We start from the raw sequence: 22,363 nt of genomic DNA, 5'->3' as shown, positions 1-22,363 counted from the left end.
TGAGTGAGCTATTCACCGCGGTTGGGAACTAGAAAAATGATTGATCTTTCCAGCCCCAAACTAACGGATTTCATTGGCACTTTATACAAAATGTAAAACAATTAGTCTTTTGTATCTTCAGCAGTTTCTATTTCTTGTTCAAGCACTGCATCAGCTGCTTCCTTTGCTTCCGCTGCTTCTTTTTCTAATTGTTTCGCTGATTGTTGTTCTGCGAATTTTGTTAGGGCATCAACGGTGATCAAGTCATCATCATCATCGTCCATATCACGCAATTCGATTTCTTGTTCTTCGATGTCCAATACGCGCATATCTAATCCAAGTGATTGTAATTCTTTTACCAATACGCGGAATGATTCTGGTACGCCTGGTTTTGGAATTGGTTCACCTTTGACGATTGCTTCGTATGTTTTCACACGACCGACTACGTCATCAGATTTGTACGTTAAAATTTCTTGTAATGTATAAGCTGCACCATATGCTTCCAGTGCCCATACTTCCATTTCCCCAAAACGTTGTCCACCAAATTGAGCTTTACCTCCAAGTGGTTGTTGGGTAACAAGTGAGTATGGTCCAATAGAACGGGCATGCAATTTATCATCGACCATGTGGGCCAATTTGATCATGTACATCACACCGACAGAGATACGGTTATCAAATGGTTCACCCGTACGCCCATCATATAGAACTGTTTTCGCATCGCTAGCCATACCAGCTTCACGAACAGTTTCCCATACGTCATCATCGTTTGCACCATCAAAGACTGGTGTTGCAATGTGGATACCTAACTGACGAGCAGCCATCCCTAAATGCAATTCTAGTACTTGTCCGATATTCATACGTGATGGTACCCCTAATGGGTTCAGCATGATATCGATCGGTGTTCCATCTGGTAGAAACGGCATATCTTCTTCCGGCATAATACGGGATACAACCCCTTTATTACCGTGACGACCGGCCATTTTATCTCCTTCATGGATTTTACGTTTTTGAACGATATAAACACGAACCAGCATATTTACACCTGGAGATAATTCATCTCCAGCTTCGCGGGTAAAGATTTTCACATCGTGAACGATTCCGCCGCCGCCGTGAGGCACACGTAGAGACGTATCACGAACTTCGCGGGCTTTTTCACCAAAGATCGCATGTAATAAACGCTCTTCTGCGGATAACTCAGTTACCCCTTTAGGCGTTACTTTACCTACTAATAGGTCGCCATCTTTAACTTCAGCACCGATACGGATAATCCCCATTTCGTCAAGGTCTTTCAATGCGTCTTCCCCAACGTTTGGAATTTCACGAGTAATTTCTTCAGGGCCTAATTTTGTATCACGAGCTTCTGATTCATATTCTTCGATATGAATAGAAGTATAGACATCATCTTTCACCAAACGACGGCTCATGATGATCGCATCCTCGTAGTTGTACCCTTCCCATGTCATAAATCCGACAAGGACGTTTTGTCCTAAAGCCATTTCGCCTTCTTCCATAGAAGGTCCATCTGCTAATGTATCACCTTTTTCAACTTTTTCGCCTAAAAGAACGATTGGACGTTGGTTGTAACTTGTACCAGAATTTGAACGACGGAATTTTGTTACCATATATTTATCTAATGCGCCATTGTCACGGCGAACGCGTACTTCTGATGCATCCACGTATTCAACGACACCATCATGTTTACATAGTAAAGCGGCACCCGAGTCATGTGCTGATTTGTATTCCATACCAGTTCCCACAAGTGGTGAACGAGGTTGGATCAAAGGCACTGCTTGACGCTGCATGTTGGCACCCATCAAGGCACGGTTGGAGTCATCGTTTTCCAAGAAAGGAATACATGCTGTCGCAACTGCTACTACCTGTTTAGGTGAAACGTCCATGTAGTCGACTCTATCGATCGTTACTTCAAGGTTTTCACTTTGTAGACGAGCCATTACTAGTTCTTCAGCGAATGTTCCATCTTCATTTAAGCGTGAGTTTGCTTGGGCTACGATGTAGTGATCCTCTGTGTCAGCAGTTAAGTAATCTACTTGATCGGTTACTTTTCCTGTGGCACGATCCACACGACGATACGGTGTTTCGATAAAGCCAAATTTATTGACTTTGGCATAACTCGACAAGCTGTTGATCAACCCGATATTCGGACCCTCAGGCGTTTCGATCGGACACATACGGCCATAGTGGGAATAGTGAACGTCTCGAACTTCATAGCCGGCACGGTCACGAGTCAAACCACCAGGTCCTAAGGCAGATAGACGACGTTTGTGTGTCAACTCACCTAGAGGATTTGTTTGGTCCATGAACTGTGATAACTGAGAAGAACCAAAGAATTCTTTGATACTTGCCACTACTGGACGGATATTGATCAGTTGTTGTGGTGTCAATGTTTCAGTGTCTTGGATAGACATTCTTTCACGAACCACACGCTCCATACGAGCTAAACCAATACGGAATTGGTTTTGTAGTAATTCACCAACTGAACGAATACGACGGTTACCTAAGTGATCGATATCATCTACATTACCGATATCTTCTTGTAAGTTAAAGAAATAACTCATTGAAGCTACGATATCTGCTGGACGAACTGTTTTCACACTTGTATCAGGATAGCCATTACCGATTACGTTAACGATGCGTTCTGGATCTTTTGGAGAAAGAACCTTGATTACTTGAACCGTCATTGGTTCAGTAACTACACCATCTTCACTTGGGTAATACGTTACACTGTTTAAGCCATTATCGATATGTTCACCTAATGTTTCCATTACTTGGTGCGTCAAAACAGTGCCTTTTTCAACAAGAATTTCTCCTGTTTCAGGATCGATCAATGTTTCTCCTAAAGTTAGGTTCAATAGACGTGTTTTTAAATCTAATTTTTTGTTGACTTTATAACGACCAACATTTGCTAAGTCATAACGTTTTGGATCGAAGAAACGCGCATTCAGCAAGTTACGAGAACTATCTGCTGTTTTTGGTTCTCCTGGGCGAAGACGCTCATAAATATCTTTCAAGCCTTCTTCGGTACGAGAATCGCTAGCGTTTTTGTGTAAATCTTTTTCAATCGTGTTGCGTAAGCTTAAGCTTTCGCCGAAAATTTCAAAAATTGTATCGTCAGAGCCAAAACCTAATGCACGAACTAATACAGTTAAAGGAATTTTACGTGTACGGTCGATACGTACATAAGAAATATCTTTAGCATCTGTTTCCATTTCCAACCATGCGCCACGGTTAGGAATCACTGTTGAGCCAAAGCCTTCTTTCCCATTTTTATCTACTTTTCCATGGAAATACACACCTGGAGAACGAACTAATTGAGAAACGATAACACGTTCTGCTCCGTTGATGATGAATGTACCCATTTCAGTCATTAGAGGGAAATCACCGAAGAACACTTCTTGTGATTTGATTTCTCCAGATTCACGGTTTGTTAATCTTAGAGTGACATGTAAAGGTGCAGAATAATTCGCATCGTGTGAACGCGCTTCTTCTACAGTATACTTAGGTTCTTTTAATTCATAGTCCACAAATTCCAATGATAAATTCCCTTGGAAATCATCGATTGGTAAAATGTCTTCAAACATTTCTCTTAATCCTTCATCTAAAAACCATTGGTAAGAGTCTGTTTGAATCTCGATCAAGTTAGGTAATTCTAACACTTCACTGATCCGGGCGAAACTTCTACGTTCGCGGTGTTTTCCGTATTTTACTACGTGTCCAGCCAAGCTCTTCACTCCTCTAATTAAAAGTCTATCAAAACACTAACCGAAAACATTTCATTAATATTACAAATATTAAATATATGTAATATTGAGCATTTTTTGCAGTTTTTAGGCAAAAAAAAACCAAAAATAGAATGTGCTCTTGAAAATTTCTCGTGCGTTTCTACTTTTGTTTCCCTATTAAAAACCGGAACGGACAATATTTCGCTCCTGCTTCGTCATTTTTCAGATAGTTTTTGCATCTATACATTCTACTTCCTTCTATAGTAAAAGTCAAGGGGTTTCAAAGATAATTTTAGTGCAGAAAAAAGCATCCAATCAACTGATTGAATGCCTTTTGGTTTACTTATTGAACAGTAATGTCACCAGTTACTTCTGCATCTTCTTTATCAAGTGTTGCAGATGTTTTGTACTCTTCTTTTTCAAACGTTACATTTCCTTCAACTTTCGCACCGTTTAAAACAAATCCGTTTGCTTTGACTAAAATGTTTCCTTTAACCGTACCATTAACAATGTTGAAGTTTTCTGATTCAACAACTAATTCTGGAACAGTCATTGTATATTCAGCGGTTACTTTACGATCAGCATCTTGTGCATATAACGCTAATTTTCTATAGATATCTGCAGAAGAATCTCCTTTATCATGGAATTCTCCAGCAACAGTTACATCGCTATCAAATGTCACGTCTGCTGTAGCTGCAACGATCCAGTTCCCATCTTCACCTAAAGCTTTTTCAAGTACTTCTGGTTTATCACTAACAGAGGCAGAACTTACAGCGTCCATGCTTGAACTTGTTGAAGTTGCTTCTGTTTTGCTGTCTGATGAACTAGCTTTCGTATCATTACTATCACTATTACATGCTCCCAATACTAATACAGTTGCTGCTAATGTACCTAAAGTAATCAATTTTTTTGAAATCATAACAATTCTCCTAGTCTTTTTTAATTTTTACTCCAATAGAATTTTAGCATGAATAGAATAAAATAAAAAATATTTGCTTCTTTTAGATAAAAAAGGAATTGTCAGAAAATTTTAAATAATCCGTTGACAATCTTCTATCTTTTCATTTATACTAATTACAATTCAAATTGCGGAGGGATTACCATGACTTATTTGATCAACCCACAACTGAATAATGCTTACTTTAGCTATTTTAGATAGGTTTGTATTCATGAATCATGGATACAAACAGCAAAAGACTGTTTTTGTATCTATGATGGCTAGAGCACTTTGTACTGAACAAACAGCCACGTAGACAATCCTAAGTGGCTAACAAAAGTAATGAACTAACGACTTTTATCAATCCATTTAGGCATATTGTCTGAATGGATTTTTTGTTTTATCAATCATACTGGAGGAATCGCAATGAAAAAGAAATTATTAGGACTAAGTATCGTATCAGCAGTTGCTTTATTGACACTTGGAGCTTGCGGCAATGAAAAGAAGGCAGATTCTGGTGCCAATAGTGACACTAAACGAATCGGTGTTTTACAGCCGGTCGAACACGGCTCATTAGATGCTGCCTTTGAAGGCTTCAAGGAAGGCTTAGCGGAAAACGGCTTTAAAGAAGGCGAAAATTTAACCATCGAATTCACGAATGCTCAAAATGATCAAGCCCAATTAAAAAGCATGAGTGAAAAATTGGTGAAAGAAAAACCTGATTTATTATTAGGCATTGCAACACCTGCTGCCCAGTCACTACTTAACGAAACAACGGATATCCCCATCGTTGTAACTGCAGTGACCGATTTAGTTGAGGCGAAATTAGTAAAATCTGATGAAAAACCTGGCGGAAACGTAACCGGAACAACTGACATCGTACCTATCGACAAACAAATTGCTCTATTACTAAGCATCGTGCCCGATGCAAAAACGGTTGGAATCATGTACAACGCTGGTGAATCAAATTCAAAAATCCAAGCAGATATGGCTGAAAAAGCACTAAAAGATAAAGGCATCAAAACAAAAATTTTAACAGCCAACTCCACCAACGATGTTCAACAAGTGACAACTAGCTTGGCAAAAGATGTTGATGCTATTTATGTTCCGACAGACAACACCTTTGCTTCTGCTGCTGCCGTAATTGGAGAAGTGGCAAAAGAACATAAGATTCCTGTAATTGCTGGTTCGATCGAACAAATAGAAGAAGGCGGTCTTGCAACTGTTGGGATCAACTACAAATCTTTAGGAAAACAGACTGGCGTTATGGCTGCTAAAATTCTAAAAGGGGAAGCTGAGCCAGCAGATATGCCTGTTGAAAAAGCCAAAGACTTAGAGCTTTTTGTAAACAAAGAGATGGCCAAAGCACTGGATATCGATCCAGATTCAATCAAAGCACCTTAATCTACAGATAAAAAAAGAGCATTTGGTGATGCGAATTCTTTCCTTTTTTGCATCACCACGCTACATAAAAATTATTGAAAGAAGCTGATTGTATTGATAGACATATTACTTTCCTCGACCTCGCAGGGTCTTTTATGGTCACTGCTGGCAATAGGTGTTTTTCTGACATACCGTATTTTAGACATTGCTGATTTAACCACAGAAGGGAGTTTCCCTCTAGGCGGTGCGGTAGCTGCAGTGATTTTAGCGAAGGAGCCTGCCTCATGGCCAGCACCATTTCAAACATTGTTTAATCTACATTCCATGATGGCGCCAATCACAGCTTTAGTTATTGCTTTTCTTGCTGGAATGTTGGCTGGACTTGTTTCCGGCTTATTGCATACAAAGTTAAAAATCCCTGCTTTACTCGCTGGGATTATCACGATGACTGGCCTGTACAGTATCAACTCCCGCATCATGGGGGCGCCAAACATCTCCTTGATCGGAACAGACTCAATTTTCTCTCATGCCCAATCATTAGGCTTTACCAAGGTTAACAGTACAATTTTTGTCGGTTCGATTATTGTTATTTTAGTCATTATTTTGCTTGTTTTATTCTTTAGAACAGAAGTTGGACTTGCTACTCGGGCAACCGGCGACAATATCGATATGAGTGAGGCGAACGGCATCAATACGGATAATATGAAGATCATCGGCTATATGCTTTCAAACGGTTGTATTGCATTAGCTGGCGCTTTATTGGTTCAAAATAATAATTTTGCTGATTTAAATTCTGGGATCGGAACGATTGTCATTGGCCTTGCCTCAATCATCATCGCCGAAGTTCTGTTTAAAAATAAATCTCTCGGTCTACGTCTAGTAACGATCGTGATTGGTGCAATTCTTTATCGCTTTATTCTTGCCTGTGTACTGGAATTACGCGTCGACCCAGCAGACTTAAAACTATTCTCAGCAATTATTTTAGTGATCTGCCTTTCTTCTCCATTGATCCAAAAAAAATTAGGCTTCTCTAAACTCAAAAAACGCAAAGGGGGCATAAGCTAATGCAGCCAGTTTTAACGATCAAGAATTTACATCAATATTTTGAACGTGGTACGGTCAACGAAAATCATGTCTTAAAAGGCATTGATCTGACCATTAATCAAGGTGAGTTTATTACGATCATCGGCGGAAACGGCGCGGGTAAATCGACATTACTAAACAGTATTGCCGGAACCCTACCGATCGAAGAAGGGCACTTAACCTTGCAAGGAAAAGATATCACCAAACAACGAGTTGTCGCTCGCTCCAAACAAATCAGTCGTGTGTTCCAAGATCCTAAGATGGGCACAGCCGTCCGTTTAACAGTAGAAGAAAACATGGCGCTTGCGATGAAACGTGGAAAAAAACGCGGACTAGGAAATGGCGTTCGAAAAAATGACCGCACGTTCTTTAAAGAGCAGCTAGCAAGTTTAAATTTAGGGTTAGAAAATCGCTTAACTGCTGAAATCGGATTACTTTCCGGCGGACAACGTCAGGCCATTACCTTATTAATGGCTACCTTGATCCGACCAGAACTGATTTTACTGGATGAACACACCGCGGCGCTGGATCCTAAAACATCAATTACAGTTATGGAACTAACAGAAAAACTGATCCAAGAGAACAAGCTGACTGCCTTTATGGTGACCCATGATATGGAAGATGCTATTCGCTACGGCAATCGCCTTATTATGTTGCATCAGGGACAGGTCGTTGTTGATGTTCCAGCTGAACAGAAAAAGAATTTAACAGTAAATGAACTGATGGACATGTTCCATAAAAATAGTGGAACAGAATTGAAAGATGACCAATTATTGTTGGTATAGTATCCTTTTCTCTTTAACCATCAACTATTGTTTAAAAGCTAGGTTTCAAAAAAACAAGATTGAAACAACAGTCGATTAGGTTCAAGCAATACAAAAATCGAACAATACGCTTTTTGTATTGCTCGATTTTTACGAAATTACCGAAGAACCTGACTTTCGGCCACCGTCTATTACGTTTTAAAGTACGGAACAAAACCGATTTTCGTTTTGTCCCGTACTTTTTTTCGTTCTTTTTAAAATCAATCCACTAACTACTACTCTATTTTCTGATTTTTAAGGTCATAGCATTCAAAGCCACAATCACAGTACTCAATGACATCAGCACCGCACCTACAGCCGGATCTAAAATAATACCGATAGGCGCTAATACTCCTGCTGCCAAAGGAATAGCTACGATATTGTAACCTGCTCCCCACCATAGGTTTTGAACCATTTTTTTCCGTGTTTGTTTAGCCAAATCAAGAAAATGGATAATATCGTGAGGGTTACTATTAGTTAATACCACATCTGCTGAATCAATCGCAACATCCGTGCCGGCACCAATAGCGATTCCTATAGTCGCACGTGCTAAACTTGGCGCATCATTGATACCATCTCCAACCATAGCTACTTGGTGCCCTTCATTTATTGCTTGAGCAATAATTTTTTCTTTGCCATCAGGCAACAAGGCAGCATAATACTGATCGATTCCAAGATACTTCGCCACATTCGCTGCCGCCTCCTCATTATCGCCCGTTAGCATCGCAGGTATAATTCCTCTTTCTCTCAATGCAGCAAGAAATGCTTTTGCTTCTGGTTTAATCTTATCCCCCAAAGCAATCAGGCCGCTTAGTTCGTTATCAATAATAAGATAGCTGATTGTATTTCCTTGTTCCTGATAACGGGTGATTTTACTTTTTTCAACGTGTAAATCTAGCTCTTCTAATGCTTTAGCATTGATGATTTGAACTTTTTTGCCGTCAACTTCCCCTTCTAGACCTACGCCTGTAACATTCTTTACTTCTTCAGCCTTATAAGGTGAAATCCCTTGGTCCTTCAAATACTTCATAATACCTGTTGCAATCGGATGGTTAGCATTGGCTTCCAAAGAGCCAATATAACGTAAAATTTCTTGCTCGTCGACATCTGTTTTTAAAGATTCCACTCCTGTAACAGTGAAAGTTCCTTGTGTTAAGGTTCCTGTTTTGTCTAGAAAAATCATATCCAAACGATGTGCATTTTCTAAGGCATTACGATTTTTCAATAATAAGCCATTTTTCGCTGCAATCGATGTTGAACGGGCAATAACTAAAGGAATGGCCAAACCTAAAGCATGCGGACATGCAATAATAAAGACTGTCACCATCCGTTCAAGAGCTTGAGGCAAATCAGCTAAAAACAGCCATGCCACAAACGTTACGATACCTGCGACAAGAGCAACATAAAAGAGCCACTTTGCAACTGTATCAGATAATGCTTCTAGTTTAGATTTTTCTGCCTGAGCATTACGTACCATCTCCATTACTTTTGCAAGATAGCCGCTCTCTCCAGTCCCCGTCACAAGGACATAAATCGTCCCATTGCCATTGACAGATCCGCCAATAACTTTATCACCAACTTTTTTTACAACACCTCGTGATTCACCTGTAACTGCAGATTCATCAACAGTTGATGTTCCTTTTTCAATCACGCCATCTGTCGGCATTTTATCTCCGGCACGAACAATCAAGTGGTCGCCTTCACGAACATCTTGTAGAGAGACTCTTTTTTCTTTTCCATTCTCGTCAATCCGTGTCACTTCGTCTGGCAGTAATTCTGCTAATTTTTGTAGGGCATCACTAGCATTTGATACAGCATTCATTTCTATCCAATGACCTAAAAGCATGATAACAATAAGCGTTGCTAACTCCCAAAAGAAATTCATCACGTGATCTCCAAGAAATTCATTCGCAACAAAAGAATACAGACTATAGAAGTACGCCACCGAAATCCCCATAGCAATTAACGTCATCATTGCCGGACTTTTCATCTTCAGCTCCATTTTCGCACCACTCAAAAATGGTTGACCGCCATAGAAAAAAAGAATCGTCGCTAAGACTAAAACAACCCACTCAGACCCATTAAACGTAAACTGAAAAGGTAACTCCATTCCCATCATTGGAGACATTAGGACAATCGGTATTGCCAGCACCAATGATAACCAAAATTTTTGTTTAAAATTCCCCATATGCATAGAGTGATCCATGCCTGCCATCTCTTTTTCCGAATGCTCAGAGTGATCATTCATGTTGTGATGTGAATGATCCATTTTTTTACTATCCTTTTTGCTCATATTTGACTCCTTCTTTCCTTTTAGTAAATTCCGAGTGACTGCACTAACTCAACTGCAAATGTGTACTAGTTTAGCAAAAATTCAGATGTTCCTCTGACCTTCCGTCTGAAATGCTTCCGCCTTTTTCAGAAGAAAATGAACAATTACCACTCTAACCACAGCTATTTTAAGAATCTGCTCACTGCAATTTCCATTATTATTTTTATATGTGTTCATTTCTTACAAACATCTCAACAAATAACACCTATCAACTGTCACTCAGCATTCAAACTTACTATAATTATTTTCCAAGCAAATGTTGTGGAAGAATTTAACAACTACGATTGTAGTCGTTGTTACAATTCTTAGTATAGGTGATGCACTCAAAATTGTCAACGATAGCATCTCCTCTTCCAATATTTTTAAATGAATACCATCTAATAAAGATCATTCATCAACATCATCAGAAGAAACTGTTTGCCCCTCCCTTTTAGTATTGCACTTACATTTTAATACTCTAAGAAACTCTATCAAAAGAAAAAAGACTTATACAAACGGCATAAGTCCATTATATCTTTAATTTTGGGGTCAAGCTTCGCTGTTCATCAATTCCAGTAGTTACTTCTTCAGTTATTGCTGGAATAAGAGTCTCTTTTCTAACAAATCACAACCCTAACATTTTTATCTATTAAACATCTTAAAAACTTCATCAGCTGTATATCTTTCCAATCATATTTTCCAGGGAAATCAACCCATACACTCGACTATCCGTCGCATATGATCGATTATCTCCAAGGACTAAGTAATAGCCATCTGGAATTATTTTTGTCGAAGTTAGGTCTTCGCTCGTAAAATCTTCAGTAAAATTTTTCCCGTTGCGCTGACTTTCATTCACTTCATCAACAATAAATTTTTCATCTATCGGCTGGTCATTCACATATAAGATATCCTCCTTATAAGCAATTTTCTCACCCGGTAAGCCAATGATTCGACGAACCTGAGTCTTATTTTTTTCATTAACAAACACAGCAAGATCAAACCGCTGAAACTCATTATTCTTTTGAACAAGTAGAATATCTCCATTTCTTAAAGTAGGAATCATGCCAAACCCTTGAACGGTAATTACTTTGAAAAAAAATGAACCGATCACTACTGTCATCAGAAGTGTGATCACTGCGGTTAAGATTGTATCTCGTAATATCTGCTTTCTTCTCTGTATTTTCTTTTTTTGAATGGAGCCCTTGCTTTTCTTCTTTCGTTTAGTAAAACTATCTGAAGTTCGTTTTTTCTTATTAGATTTGGCTAATGTTTCTTTCTTTTTTTGTTTGTTCTCTTCACTATTTCTTTTTTTCATCGCAAACAACTCAAATCATTTTTCTTCTGAAAATGCGTCTTCGTTGACCTTGTAATAGGCAAATGCAGCTTGCTCATATTCTTGTGCTTTAGCAATATCCTTCAAAAATTCTTCGACTAATGTAGGATTGTTATAAAAATTCTTCGTTTGTGTGCTTGCATTCATCCCTAATTGTTTTGTGGCATTGTAATAACGATTCAACATCAGCTGACCTTCTTGAGAATTGACCGTACTAGCTTTTTTCGTTCCATAACTAGCCATGGCTGTAGCAAGATAACGGATATTTTGCTGCAGCTTTTCTTCTTCATCGCCTTGATCTCTTGCTAAAATCAGCTGCTCTTCAAAGTCTCGAAGCAAATAATAGCCTTTGACAACAGAATCAGAGTCATCTGTGGTTAGATTCATTGATTGATAGTAAGAAAGATAGCCCGAAGCACTTGCAAACGCCACACTTACGATTATTAAGAAAATCATTAGTTTCAAGCTGCGTTTTTTCTTTTTTTGAAGGAGTTTTCTTTGTCCTACAATTTTTTTGTTTTTCTTTTTGCTTTTAAATTTTTTCTTTGGTAGTTTGGCAATTTTTTTCTTCTGTGTAAAGTACTGAAGCAAGAAGAGGAGGCTGCCGATAAGTGCCAAAATTGCTGCTGCAACTCCTCCTATAAATATAGTTTCCCAAATAGACATTTGCCTCAGCCCCTATTCATCTAGCGGTCGCTTTTTACTCTTGGTTCCGTTCGCTTTTTTCTTTTTTCGTGCTTGTTTTTCTGCTTGCTCTTTCTTTTGTTGCTTTTTACGTAGAAATACGATCAATCCGTAAACTACCCCACCTAATGCTAAGACAGCACCAACAATCATTACAATCAACTGCCAGTTAAAGCCTTTTTCCTGTACTAAACCGACATCCCGTTCATTAAATTTGTCTGCGTCTTCCTGTGTGATTTCGAACTCTTCTTTCCATGCCCACTTTTGATCACCAGAAGTCACTAAAATATTGGCTATATAGGTACCAGAAATCATTCTTTCTCCGTTCATACTGATTGGAAATTGGATAAAGGAATTTGGTGCCATGCGCATTGCCGTTTGTTTACGTTCATATAAAACAGCTTCATTTCCCTTTGCATTAATTTGGGTTTCTACTGTCATATCATTTAAAAATGCGGGGATGATGTTGGAAAAATCAATGAAAATCGCGTTACGGTAATTGCTTTGTCCAGCAAATACTTGATTTAATTTCAAATCTGGTGTTAACGTACCTGCTGATTCTTGAAGTAACATCGCAATAACATAGGCGTATTGATTAATAATTCGTGAGCCGCCTTCGTTCGAGATATTATCCTCTTGATTCGCTTTCATTAATTGGATACCCCCTGCAATCACACCTTCGATTCCAGTTTCCGGCATTTGAATTTTTAGTTCGAGTGTTTTTGTTTCACCCGCTTCTAAGTCAACAGATTCCGGTCCAGTTACAATATCCGCAAAATCAAACTTCAGTGAAGCATCATTCTCAATATCTGAATCACCATATTCAATCACCCCGTTTTGATTAGTCACAGCACCGTTCAAACCCACATTGACTGTTAATTTCTCTGCACTCGGGTTGGTCAATGTCACATTTACAGTTTGTTCTTGTCCTTTTGACATTTTTAGTTTGTAATAGCCAATATTGTCTTCCATTTGATTGTCGGGAAAATGTACTCTATAAGTAAAACCTGTTGCTCCGGCCAGATCATCATTATCATCAGCATGCGCTGGCGTTGTAAAAAGGACACTCGGTAAAAGCATCAATACAATCAATGAAACAATTCCTATTACGTTTATTCTTTTTCTCATATTTTTAACCTCATGTCTTTTTAGTTTTTTCTATGTATGTGAGCATTTATTTTTTTAAAAGTAAGCTGGCGAGAAATCTCGTCAGCTTACTTTCAGTATAGCTGAAATAAAAAATTATACTTCTGGAGTTTCTTCTGGGGTATCAGAAGGTGCTGCTACAACTTTCCATGTTACTTTTGCTACGTAGTCATCTTCAGCCATGTTTGATGCTGTTGCAGCAGGAATTGTCAATTTCACAGAGTTGCCGTCGGTTCCATCTTCATTTTTACCAAAAGCCATAAGGAAACGACCTTTTCCTTCTTCTTGATCCGCAGTAATAACATCGAATGCGCCACTGCTTTCAGTTAATTGGAAAGCTGTTGCTGTATTTGATGGAATTGAATTTGTATTATCGCCTTGTGCTGCTACAAATCCGTTACTGAAATCAATAGTTGCACCTGTTAATTTATTTGTCCCAGTTCCTGTAAATTGTTGGCTCAATTCTGCTGTTACAGTATAACCAAAAATCCCTCCGGCACGGATATCACGCCATTGAACATAAGCGCCACGTGTTGTCGCCTCTTCACCTTCACCAAAACTTGCTGGTGCAGCGAATGCTGTTACTTCGTTTGCTGATGTTTTGATCGTACCAAAATCTAAGTTTGATGTACGTTCAATCATCAATGCACCTAAATCTGGGTTTACAACTTCACCTGGTTCTGGATTAACTGGCGGTAAGATTTCATCTGGGTTTTCTGGATCGATAATGCCTGGGCTTTCTTCGTCTCCACCTTCTTCAACTTTTACTGTACCAGTCGAATCTAGTTCTGTTGTATCTGCTAATGCGACTGTCGGTGCTAATGCTCCGATTGTTAGGGCAGCGACGATCGCTGCTGATGATAATGTTGTGAATTTCATAGTATATTTCCTCCTAGTATGTTTGTCTATAATTTATTTGATAACCTGGACGAATCCAGAAGTATCACAAGTTTAAGGTAACTCGGCTAATATCCAAGTTATTTCTGTGGCGTATTGTACCGGGTAGATTTTTGTTGCAGTTGGAATCATTAAACTGATTGCTGAGTTATGGTAGGCCGGTTTGCCGGAAAACTCATCCTTCACAGCATTTCCTGCTGCATCTACCACTGGTGACAAAGTATTTTCCATATCGTTGCTGTTGGTTTCAGAAGCACCGAAGGCAATCGTCCAAACTCCGCGGCCATTTCCAGCTGTTGCTGTGGCTAATTCGTAAGCTGTATCAATCGAATTTAACGCAATCGTTTCTCGAGTTACTGTTGGTGAACCACTGATGCTATTACTGTTTGCCCAGGCTTTATCCAAGGAAAGGACAGCACCGCTTAGTTCTTGTTCACTGGCTTCTTGAATCACCGTGTTTCGAAACTGGTGGTTTTGCTTCACTTGAAGAGTCCAGCCAGTTGAAATTGTTCGTTGATCCGTAATCTGGATATAACTACCTCTTGGTCCAGTTTCACCTAAAAATTGTTGCGCTAGTGCTGTGTAGGTACGGTTGGTATCCGATAGCTGTGCTTGTCCAAAATCAAGAGATGATACATAATCTATTCGTAACGGTCCTTCTGTTGACGGACCTTCTCCTGGATCAGCGATATCATCCGGATTTTCTGGATCAATTGGATTTGAAATGGAACTTCCTTCAACACTAACAGTACCTGATTGCCCTAAGGAATCCGCAGTTGCTTTAGCTGTGGGACTAAAAAGAGTCATTCCTGCTAACATAAGGAGAATGCTATTTACAACTTTGATACTTTGTCGCTTCATCTATTTCTCCTCCTTTGTCCATCTGCGTAATACAATCAGAAGAAGGAAAAGCATCACTAAGCCAATTCCGATAAAACAGAAATTACCAATCAATTCCCCAGTACTTGGTAAGTTCCCAGCTGGTTTTTCTGCTGTGCCTGTATCTTTGTCAGCAGGTAATTCTGGTTTATTCGGTACTATTGGAGTTGTTTCTTCAGGTGTTGTTTCTTTTTCATAAAATGAAATTTTCCCACCTGTGTTAACTTGTCCGCCTGTTCCTTCTGTTCCATGGACCATTAGTGGTGATATCGCTAAACTGACTAGCGCCATCAAGGAGCAGAATAGAATGATTATTTTGTTATTCTTCATTTTTTTCTCTCCTTTTATGGCTGACCAGCCATTACTTTCCACGTAATCACACCAACATAATTTCCTGTATGAATCGTATCCGATGAACCTATTTGAAGTTTCACACCATCAGTACCTGACTGGTTCCCCCAGCTATCACTCACTTCAAAACTTCCAGCTGAGCCATTCGTATTTAAGTAAACAGTCTGGTCATTAGCATCTAAAATCGTCTCCTGCCCTTTGTATACATAACGTAAAGCATTAACCAATTCTTGTCCGTCACTATTTCGCATAGGACTGGATAAAGATGCAGTTAGCGTCCATCCATTAGCAGTATCTGCACGTGTATCGGTCACGATTAATGGTTGATCAATGGACGGGTCTTCCACTCGCTTAGTTGTTGCATTATATGCTAGTGAACCAAAATCAAGCGCGTTTGGTGCTGATGCTAAGCTTAATATCCCTTGAAGTTTATATTGAACAGTTACTTCGGTACTATCTAAAATGACCATTGTTTCATTTGCAGGACGTTCAGCGATTTCATATCCAGCATTCATTAATTCTTCTAACTGTTTAACTACACGTTCTTCTTTCGTTAAATCAATTTCATCCCCAATCAAACCATCAATTGTAATCGTATATCCGGGAAGTATTTGCCCAAGCTCATTAGTAAATTCTACAGTTAAGACAGCATCTACCAGTTCTGTTACCGTTAGAACAGTTGCCTGACTAAATGTCGCATCATGAAACACCAACTCTTCTGCGGGATTGATATTACCAATCTCATTGTTGGTGGCAGGTGGATTAACGACTCCAGCAGTTTCTGCTAGACCGGCTTTATCTCTTAAAAACACTTGTATTTCATCATTTTCAGACAATGTTAGCCCATTTAGTGAGATTTCGAAGTTCCCTGAACTATCAATCGATACATCTGAAGTATCAATAGCTTGTCCATTATGAGTTGCAGTAACTACAGCATCTCTATTTTCAGAATAGCCTTTAATCGTGGAAGCTGTACTTAGCACTATTTCATTGTCAAATACTGCAGGTGTCGGCGGAACTATTGGAAACGTAACTTTAGGGTCACTTAAAATAGTATTCTCAAACCCAGGTGTTAACTCTCCACTGGTCAAGCGAACCTCTTTTATTTCAACCTTATCTCCCGCTTCTAAATAGTCATTTAGGGTAATTTCAAATAATCCCCCTCTGCGCTCTTCACCATAAATGCTGATTCCAGGATCCTCGTCAGTATGACCCACAGATTTTGCTCTATAAATTTGACTAGAACCATTAGACTTTGTCACTTCAACAGATACTTCTGCTTCATCATCCCAAGCTGAGCGCGATTCGTAGAGCCCTACTGGTATACTAATATGCCCATAAATTTTCTTATCCGCATTCGTTGGAACTCGTAATTCATCAGCGATTGCCCAACGAGCATTATTTGAACTTAAACGAGAGTATGCTGTTAAACCAGTAGTTCCAAAATTCGCTGTGTTTAAAATATCCGGATTATTGGTAGAAGCTAATGTATTGAAATTCTGACCGCTAAACGAATAGTCAAGTGTCCGATAGTTAATATTCGGATCGCCATCTAAGTCCGCCCCATTGCGCCAAACTGCCAAATCACTATTTGTAGCAGTTAACGTCGAGCCATTAGACACATTAAAGATATTTCCTCCAGAGGGACGATTATTCCGGAAATTCATATACAATGGATTATCAAATGTCACTCTCAAGTTACCAGCATTAAAAATTCCACCACTTGCGCTACTTGTTCGTCCTGACGCCTGAAAGTATCCTTGATTCAATACATCAATTGTTCCTGCGGCAGTACCCATATCAATAGACGGGCCAGTCGTAGCATTAATGATAACGGATGAGCCGGGATCACTAACGGTAAAAGAATTCGGTGCATTATTAACTGTGTAAAGGACTCCTTGATTCGCATTATCATTGGCAGTACCATTACCAGGATTATTTATCCGAAACATCCCGCCATTTTTAACCTCTATGTGATTATTCCCGCCGTACATACGAATTCCTGGAGAATTCCCACCACTTTTACTAATTTCTAACAACGCATTATCAATGGTGAATTTATAACTTCCAAAATATAAGAAACGTAGCACTGCTGCTTCACCTGTTGAAGCACCACTATTTAGCTTCAGGCTAGCATCATCAGACAAAAGGAAATTTCCGTCTCGACTTTGAATCCCCATTGCAGAAGATACATTACTAGTCGCTTGAACTTGAGCGCCATCAGTAATCTCTACACGAGCACCTAAGGTAAGTGAATTTGCTGTTGCTGATCCAAGATAGATCACCGCATTGACATATCCAGCACTTACTGTACTCCTTGCAGTTAGCTCCGTTCCAAGGTCAGCGACTCTTAAACTTGGTCTTTCTCCGTGGAGAGTTAGGCCATTCGCAGCTCCGGAAACAATATTAGCAGTAGATTTGCTATTTATATCTACATTACTATCATTACCTGACAAATGAATGCCCATACCACTACCAGTAGTTACATCAATGGTTGAACTCTCTACTTGTAAATTAGCTGAAATACCATTAAGAAATAGTGCTCTTTTAGTTCCTGTCGTTCCCAATCTAACTTTTGAACCGTCTTTAATTTCCACACTAGGTGTAGTCCCAGTCAATATAATCCCATTGTTTGCTGTAGCAGAAGCGCTTCCCGTAGTTGCACCCGGGCTAGTCATTTCAAAACTAGAACCTCCATCAACTCGTAATGTCGGATTAGCAGCTGAACTTCCTATTACTACCGTTTGTGCATTACCTGATCCAGTGGTTAAATTTGCTGTTGATTGTGAACCTAGATGGAACAGTGAATTTGCTCCATCCAAAACAATCTGTTGTCCGTTTCCAGTACTAACCAAGTTTAATGAGCTTTTATTATTGATTAAAACTTGAGGAGTTGTTCCTGCCACATTAATACTTCGTCCGGTCGCAGCATTCACAGTTAACTCACTCGAGTCGATTGTTATTTTGGCTTCAGCAGCGACTAAACCAATCGCTCGTTTCGCATTAGTTGTTGTCAACGTCAGCTTAGAATTACCAAGCACTTCTAAAGTCGATTGTGTCCCCGTCATAATAATCGCATTATTTGCCGTATTCGACGGTGAAGCTGTTGTTCCTGGTGCATTTATTAGCAGCGTGGACTCCTCTGAAACGACAACTGAAGGATTTGGACCTCTCATGTCAATCACATTAGCAGTTCCACTAGCCACTGTAATTGAAACATTCGCATTCTCACTAATCACAATTTTTGAATCAGCAACTGTTGCAGCTGAAAAGAAAACTGCTGAGTTTCCTCGAGTAATCGTTACCTCGGCTTGGTTATTGACATAGACTTCTTTTGTTTGAACAAATACATTTGTCAATGTTTGCGCAAATATATTCGTTCCTCCGGTGAACGTTAAGCGTCCTTCTGGAATTAAAGCTAACCTAGCCGCGTTACCTGTCGCTGTACTGACACTTTCAAGTTCCAAATGCCAACCTGCTCCGGTCCCACTCGCATTAAAAATGGAGGTTGCTCCTGTTTTTACTAATGAAGCATTTTCCACTCGTAAAAGAGCTTCCTGCTCAGCTGCTAAGTTGCCTAGAGTTAAACTTCCGTTGTCAGCACCAAAGTTGATTGAAAATCCATTTCCTTTGATTAGCAAATTTCTATTTAGAGTCCCTATTGCAGTTGCTGCACCTGTCCCACTACGAACTAAATCGTTTTGAACTTCGATTTGTCCGACTTCTGAGTTTGCTACAGCCAATCGTAATTCTTCAAAAGTTGAAACTTCAGCTGTTGCTCCAATAAAAACAGTTGATTCAGGTTCTTCAGTCAAATCATTTTCAGTTTCTTCAATAAACGTATTCGGTAATTCTACTTCTGAGATTTGTTCTAACGCTTCATCTTCATTAGTTAGATCTAGCCGAACAGCTTCATTCGGATCAACTAACTCCTCTATTTCTTCTGTACTAGCAAAGAGCTTAGTAGCAGAGACGTAGAAATAACCAACTGTAATTGAACACAATAGTGACACCGTTAAAATAATGCTATACGTTAGTCTTTTTTTTCTGTTCATTTCATTCATTTTCCCTCCCTATTTCTTAAAATATTAGCTATTATACGCAATCACCTCCTTTAAAAGATTGCTTCCCCGACTCGAGTCAAGAAGATAACCCACGGAACGAACAGTACGTAAAATTTTAGGATCTACACCGCCTTGTTTTAACTTGTTTCTGATATGGAAAGCTACATTGGCTACACGATAGGTTTTCATGGAAAAATCTACATTCTCATTTCCTTCCCAAACATGATTAGAAATCTCTTCATATGTAAATGCCTGGTTGACTCTGCTTGCTAATAAAGACACCATCCTATACTCCAAGCGTGTAAGGCTGACTTCGGACTTATTCGGTAGTTTCATGCTACAATTTAGAGAGTTAAGTTCTAACTCATTGCTGGTGTTTCGTCCGTTTATGTTTTCTCTGTCTGATTTGTGAATCAGCTTTAACGTATTTTCAATAATGACAAACAACTCATCATCAGATATATTTTTGTCTAGGTTACCTAACACACCGAGTTCCAGATTAATTTTTTTGCTAATTTCATTTTCTGTTTTCGATTTTACCCAGATCGGTAGCAAAGATTGCTTTTTGAGAGACAAGATCAATTCAAGAACTTGACTTTGACTGTCTTCTGAACTATAGATCAGCACACCATGAAGACTATCTAAATGCTCCAAAAGTTGGTTTTCATCAGAAAAATAACAATCACGTATTTGGGTAGATGGTGGTATAGAATAATCTCTGGTATTAAAAATGGCCAAATTATACATAAATTAATTTCTCCTTTCTTTTATTTGTGCACAAGAAATATATTATATTCTCATTTTTTTCACAAATTAGGTTTGTCTACTTCAAGGACAAAGCTAAACAACCTAAAATAGCCCAACCAAACCGAAAATTCACCATTTTTTAATTATTATTTAATTTAAATTCATTTTTTTAATATAAAAATGAGAATTATTTTTATGGTTTTTCTACAATAGGAGAAATTTCAGATAAAATTCGCCTTATTTTTTTTGTTATGATTCTAGAATATGATGATGTTGGAGGAATTAATATGAATGAAATAGGTTATCAATTATTATTGGATACATCTACAAAACGAAAGATTACCATTTTGAATTTATTATTAGAGTCAGATTTGCCCATTCTAATTTCGGAATTGGCAGAAGCGTGTGAAGTTTCTCAAAAAACGTTAAGAAGAGATATTCAAACCTTGAGCAAGCTGTTTCCAGACTCAATGATTCTAGAAAACTCTTCCTTGATTCTAAATATCTCTACTGATATGAATCCGATTTTGAGTTATATCGAAGATGAAGTGAAGAACAATATTTTATTTTCTATCGTGGAAGATACCTTTTACGGCCGAAGTGAGACGATCGATTATTTATCTGAGAAATTTTTCATTGCAGAATCTACTCTCCGCAAATATTTATCTGTTTTAAAGGACGTTTTAGAGGATTTTGATTTAACATTAAACCTTTCGCCACTCGAAATACTTGGCGACGAAGTCAATATCAGGTATTTTTATTTTCATTTCTTTGAACAAGTAGCTGAATACAATCAACATTCTTATCTAAAAAGTATACATATGGACTTGTACGCAATCTTAAGAAACCTGCTGCACAATTATGGATTAGTCCTTAATGTTGATTATCATCGTTTTGTTCGCTGGATGACCGTTAGTGAACAAAGAATTAGACAGCAAAAATTAGTCTATCTCGACGCTCATATTTTAGAGGAATATCGTCACAGAGATACATTTCTAATGCTAAAAACAGCCGCAAAAAAAGCAGTACACCCAGATTCATTTAATTTGATCACCGATTCAGAGATTATTTTTGCCTTTTTAATTTCATTAGACACAATCGTTTATGATGAAAAGAGTCATTTTTTACCAACTAGCTTTTTACAGGCAACAGAGGATTTTGAGCATTTAGTGACTAGCTTTTTCCAGCTTTCCGGCTTAAGCTATCCAATGAATGTCGAGCTAAAAGCGATTATCAAAGCTTTTTTAGTCAATGAAAAAGCGTTGCAGGAACTGTCACCATTATTTCAAAAAAACGATTCTAAATTCAAAGCCCTGATGGAAAAGAAATACCCAAAAACAATTGCTACTTGGACGTCTATCCTGAAAGATAATCATGATTTCTTATATAAAGAAGACTTAGCGATCAGTTTGGCTTCCTTAACCGAAGCAAAGGTGAATCGCAGCAGTAAAATACTCTTTGCGCTAAGCGGAACTTCTGCTGAAACAGCCTACTATAAATATTTAGCGCATAAATATGTACCGAAAACAGCGGAGCTGTCGTTTGTATTCAACCAGCCTATCGACAATAATTTAATCGAACGACTGGATATCGATATTTGTATTTGTAACTTTCCTCTGCCTTCATCGGACATCGGCTGTACCTTTTTTAAGTTCTCCAGTGTTCCTTTAGAGCGGGAATGGGAGATTTTAGCTAAAAAGCTGACCATTCTCTAAACTGTTATCTAATATAAAAAATATATTAATATTAGAAGGTAAACTAATCCGTCGATAAGTTTACCCTCTATTTTCCTTTTTAGGGGGATAGATTAAGAAGAGAAAGGGAGATCATGCTCTCTTGGACTTCTAATCCCTACAAAAAAGCAGTCTCCTTTACTATCATTTTAAAATCTGGGTCAAGTATGTCGGGGCTTCGAGCTCGTGTTTAGGAAATTAGGAACGAAATGACACAGTGAAGAACTTTTCAAAAAAAAGAAAGAAGATGAGAAAATGACTTATGTACTTGTCTTTGATGTTTCTATGGGCAA

15 protein-coding genes are annotated in these 22,363 nt (G+C 38.6%); 4 read left to right on the top strand and 11 right to left on the bottom strand.

What is annotated here, in order from left to right; genetic code table 11:
* Positions 1–101: 101 nt before the first annotated feature.
* Entirely contained in the window at positions 102–3,719 is a 3,618-nt protein-coding gene (gene rpoB / locus BCR25_RS05560) for a DNA-directed RNA polymerase subunit beta (protein WP_069662625.1), read from the bottom strand.
* 343 nt (positions 3,720–4,062) lie between these two features.
* Positions 4,063–4,638 carry a hypothetical protein gene (locus BCR25_RS05555; RefSeq protein WP_069662624.1) on the bottom strand — a complete coding sequence of 192 codons (576 nt, stop codon included), beginning with the start codon at positions 4,636–4,638 and terminating at the stop codon, positions 4,063–4,065.
* Between the two features lie 444 nt (positions 4,639–5,082).
* Between BCR25_RS05555 and BCR25_RS05550 the strand changes: the two genes are divergently transcribed.
* The 3 genes from BCR25_RS05550 to BCR25_RS05540 all read left to right on the top strand — a co-directional run bounded on the left by BCR25_RS05550 (position 5,083) and on the right by BCR25_RS05540 (position 7,907).
* A complete protein-coding gene (locus BCR25_RS05550; protein WP_069662623.1) occupies positions 5,083–6,060 on the top strand; it encodes an ABC transporter substrate-binding protein in 978 nt (325 codons plus the stop codon).
* 93 nt (positions 6,061–6,153) lie between these two features.
* The gene (locus BCR25_RS05545; RefSeq protein ID WP_083242591.1) at positions 6,154–7,104 is read left to right on the top strand and encodes an ABC transporter permease; all 951 of its coding nucleotides are present in this window, start codon (positions 6,154–6,156) and stop codon (positions 7,102–7,104) included.
* Complete coding sequence (locus BCR25_RS05540) at positions 7,104–7,907, top strand: ABC transporter ATP-binding protein (protein ID WP_069662622.1); 804 nt, start codon at positions 7,104–7,106, stop codon at positions 7,905–7,907. Before BCR25_RS05545 ends, BCR25_RS05540 begins: the two co-directional genes overlap by 1 nt.
* A 259-nt stretch (positions 7,908–8,166) precedes the next feature.
* On the opposite strand, the gene BCR25_RS05535 is transcribed toward BCR25_RS05540, so the two are convergent.
* From BCR25_RS05535 to BCR25_RS05495, 9 genes are all read right to left on the bottom strand, one after another.
* Entirely contained in the window at positions 8,167–10,218 is a 2,052-nt protein-coding gene (locus BCR25_RS05535) for a heavy metal translocating P-type ATPase (protein ID WP_069662621.1), read from the bottom strand.
* A gap of 688 nt (positions 10,219–10,906) precedes the next feature.
* The gene (lepB, locus tag BCR25_RS05530; RefSeq protein WP_083242590.1) at positions 10,907–11,551 is read right to left on the bottom strand and encodes a signal peptidase I; all 645 of its coding nucleotides are present in this window, start codon (positions 11,549–11,551) and stop codon (positions 10,907–10,909) included.
* Between the two features lie 15 nt (positions 11,552–11,566).
* Complete coding sequence (locus tag BCR25_RS05525; protein ID WP_069662620.1) at positions 11,567–12,235, bottom strand: hypothetical protein; 669 nt, start codon at positions 12,233–12,235, stop codon at positions 11,567–11,569.
* A 12-nt stretch (positions 12,236–12,247) separates the two neighbouring features.
* Complete coding sequence (locus tag BCR25_RS05520) at positions 12,248–13,381, bottom strand: WxLIP family cell surface protein (RefSeq protein WP_069662619.1); 1,134 nt, start codon at positions 13,379–13,381, stop codon at positions 12,248–12,250.
* A 114-nt stretch (positions 13,382–13,495) separates the two neighbouring features.
* Complete coding sequence (locus tag BCR25_RS05515; RefSeq protein WP_069662618.1) at positions 13,496–14,278, bottom strand: WxL domain-containing protein; 783 nt, start codon at positions 14,276–14,278, stop codon at positions 13,496–13,498.
* A 72-nt stretch (positions 14,279–14,350) separates the two neighbouring features.
* Complete coding sequence (locus BCR25_RS05510) at positions 14,351–15,157, bottom strand: WxL domain-containing protein (RefSeq protein WP_069662617.1); 807 nt, start codon at positions 15,155–15,157, stop codon at positions 14,351–14,353.
* Positions 15,158–15,505: an EF2685/EF0750 family sortase-dependent surface protein gene (locus BCR25_RS05505; protein ID WP_069662616.1), complete on the bottom strand. Its 348-nt coding sequence runs from the start codon at positions 15,503–15,505 to the stop codon at positions 15,158–15,160. It abuts the gene before it with no gap.
* A gap of 14 nt (positions 15,506–15,519) precedes the next feature.
* Positions 15,520–19,590 (bottom strand): pectate lyase-like adhesive domain-containing protein, encoded by a 4,071-nt coding sequence (locus tag BCR25_RS05500; RefSeq protein ID WP_069662615.1) that lies wholly within the window; start codon positions 19,588–19,590, stop codon positions 15,520–15,522.
* 24 nt (positions 19,591–19,614) lie between these two features.
* Positions 19,615–20,337: a DNA-binding response regulator gene (locus BCR25_RS05495; RefSeq protein WP_069662614.1), complete on the bottom strand. Its 723-nt coding sequence runs from the start codon at positions 20,335–20,337 to the stop codon at positions 19,615–19,617.
* 287 nt (positions 20,338–20,624) lie between these two features.
* On the opposite strand from BCR25_RS05495, the gene BCR25_RS05490 reads away from it, so the two are divergent.
* Complete coding sequence (locus BCR25_RS05490) at positions 20,625–22,052, top strand: AcpB/EbpR/MafR family transcriptional regulator (protein WP_169818987.1); 1,428 nt, start codon at positions 20,625–20,627, stop codon at positions 22,050–22,052.
* Positions 22,053–22,363: the final 311 nt, after the last annotated feature.

The sequence above is a fragment of the Enterococcus termitis genome (assembly GCF_001730305.1).
In the GTDB taxonomy this organism is placed as follows: domain Bacteria; phylum Bacillota; class Bacilli; order Lactobacillales; family Enterococcaceae; genus Enterococcus_L; species Enterococcus_L termitis.
This window is presented reverse-complemented; position numbering and strand designations above follow the sequence as displayed.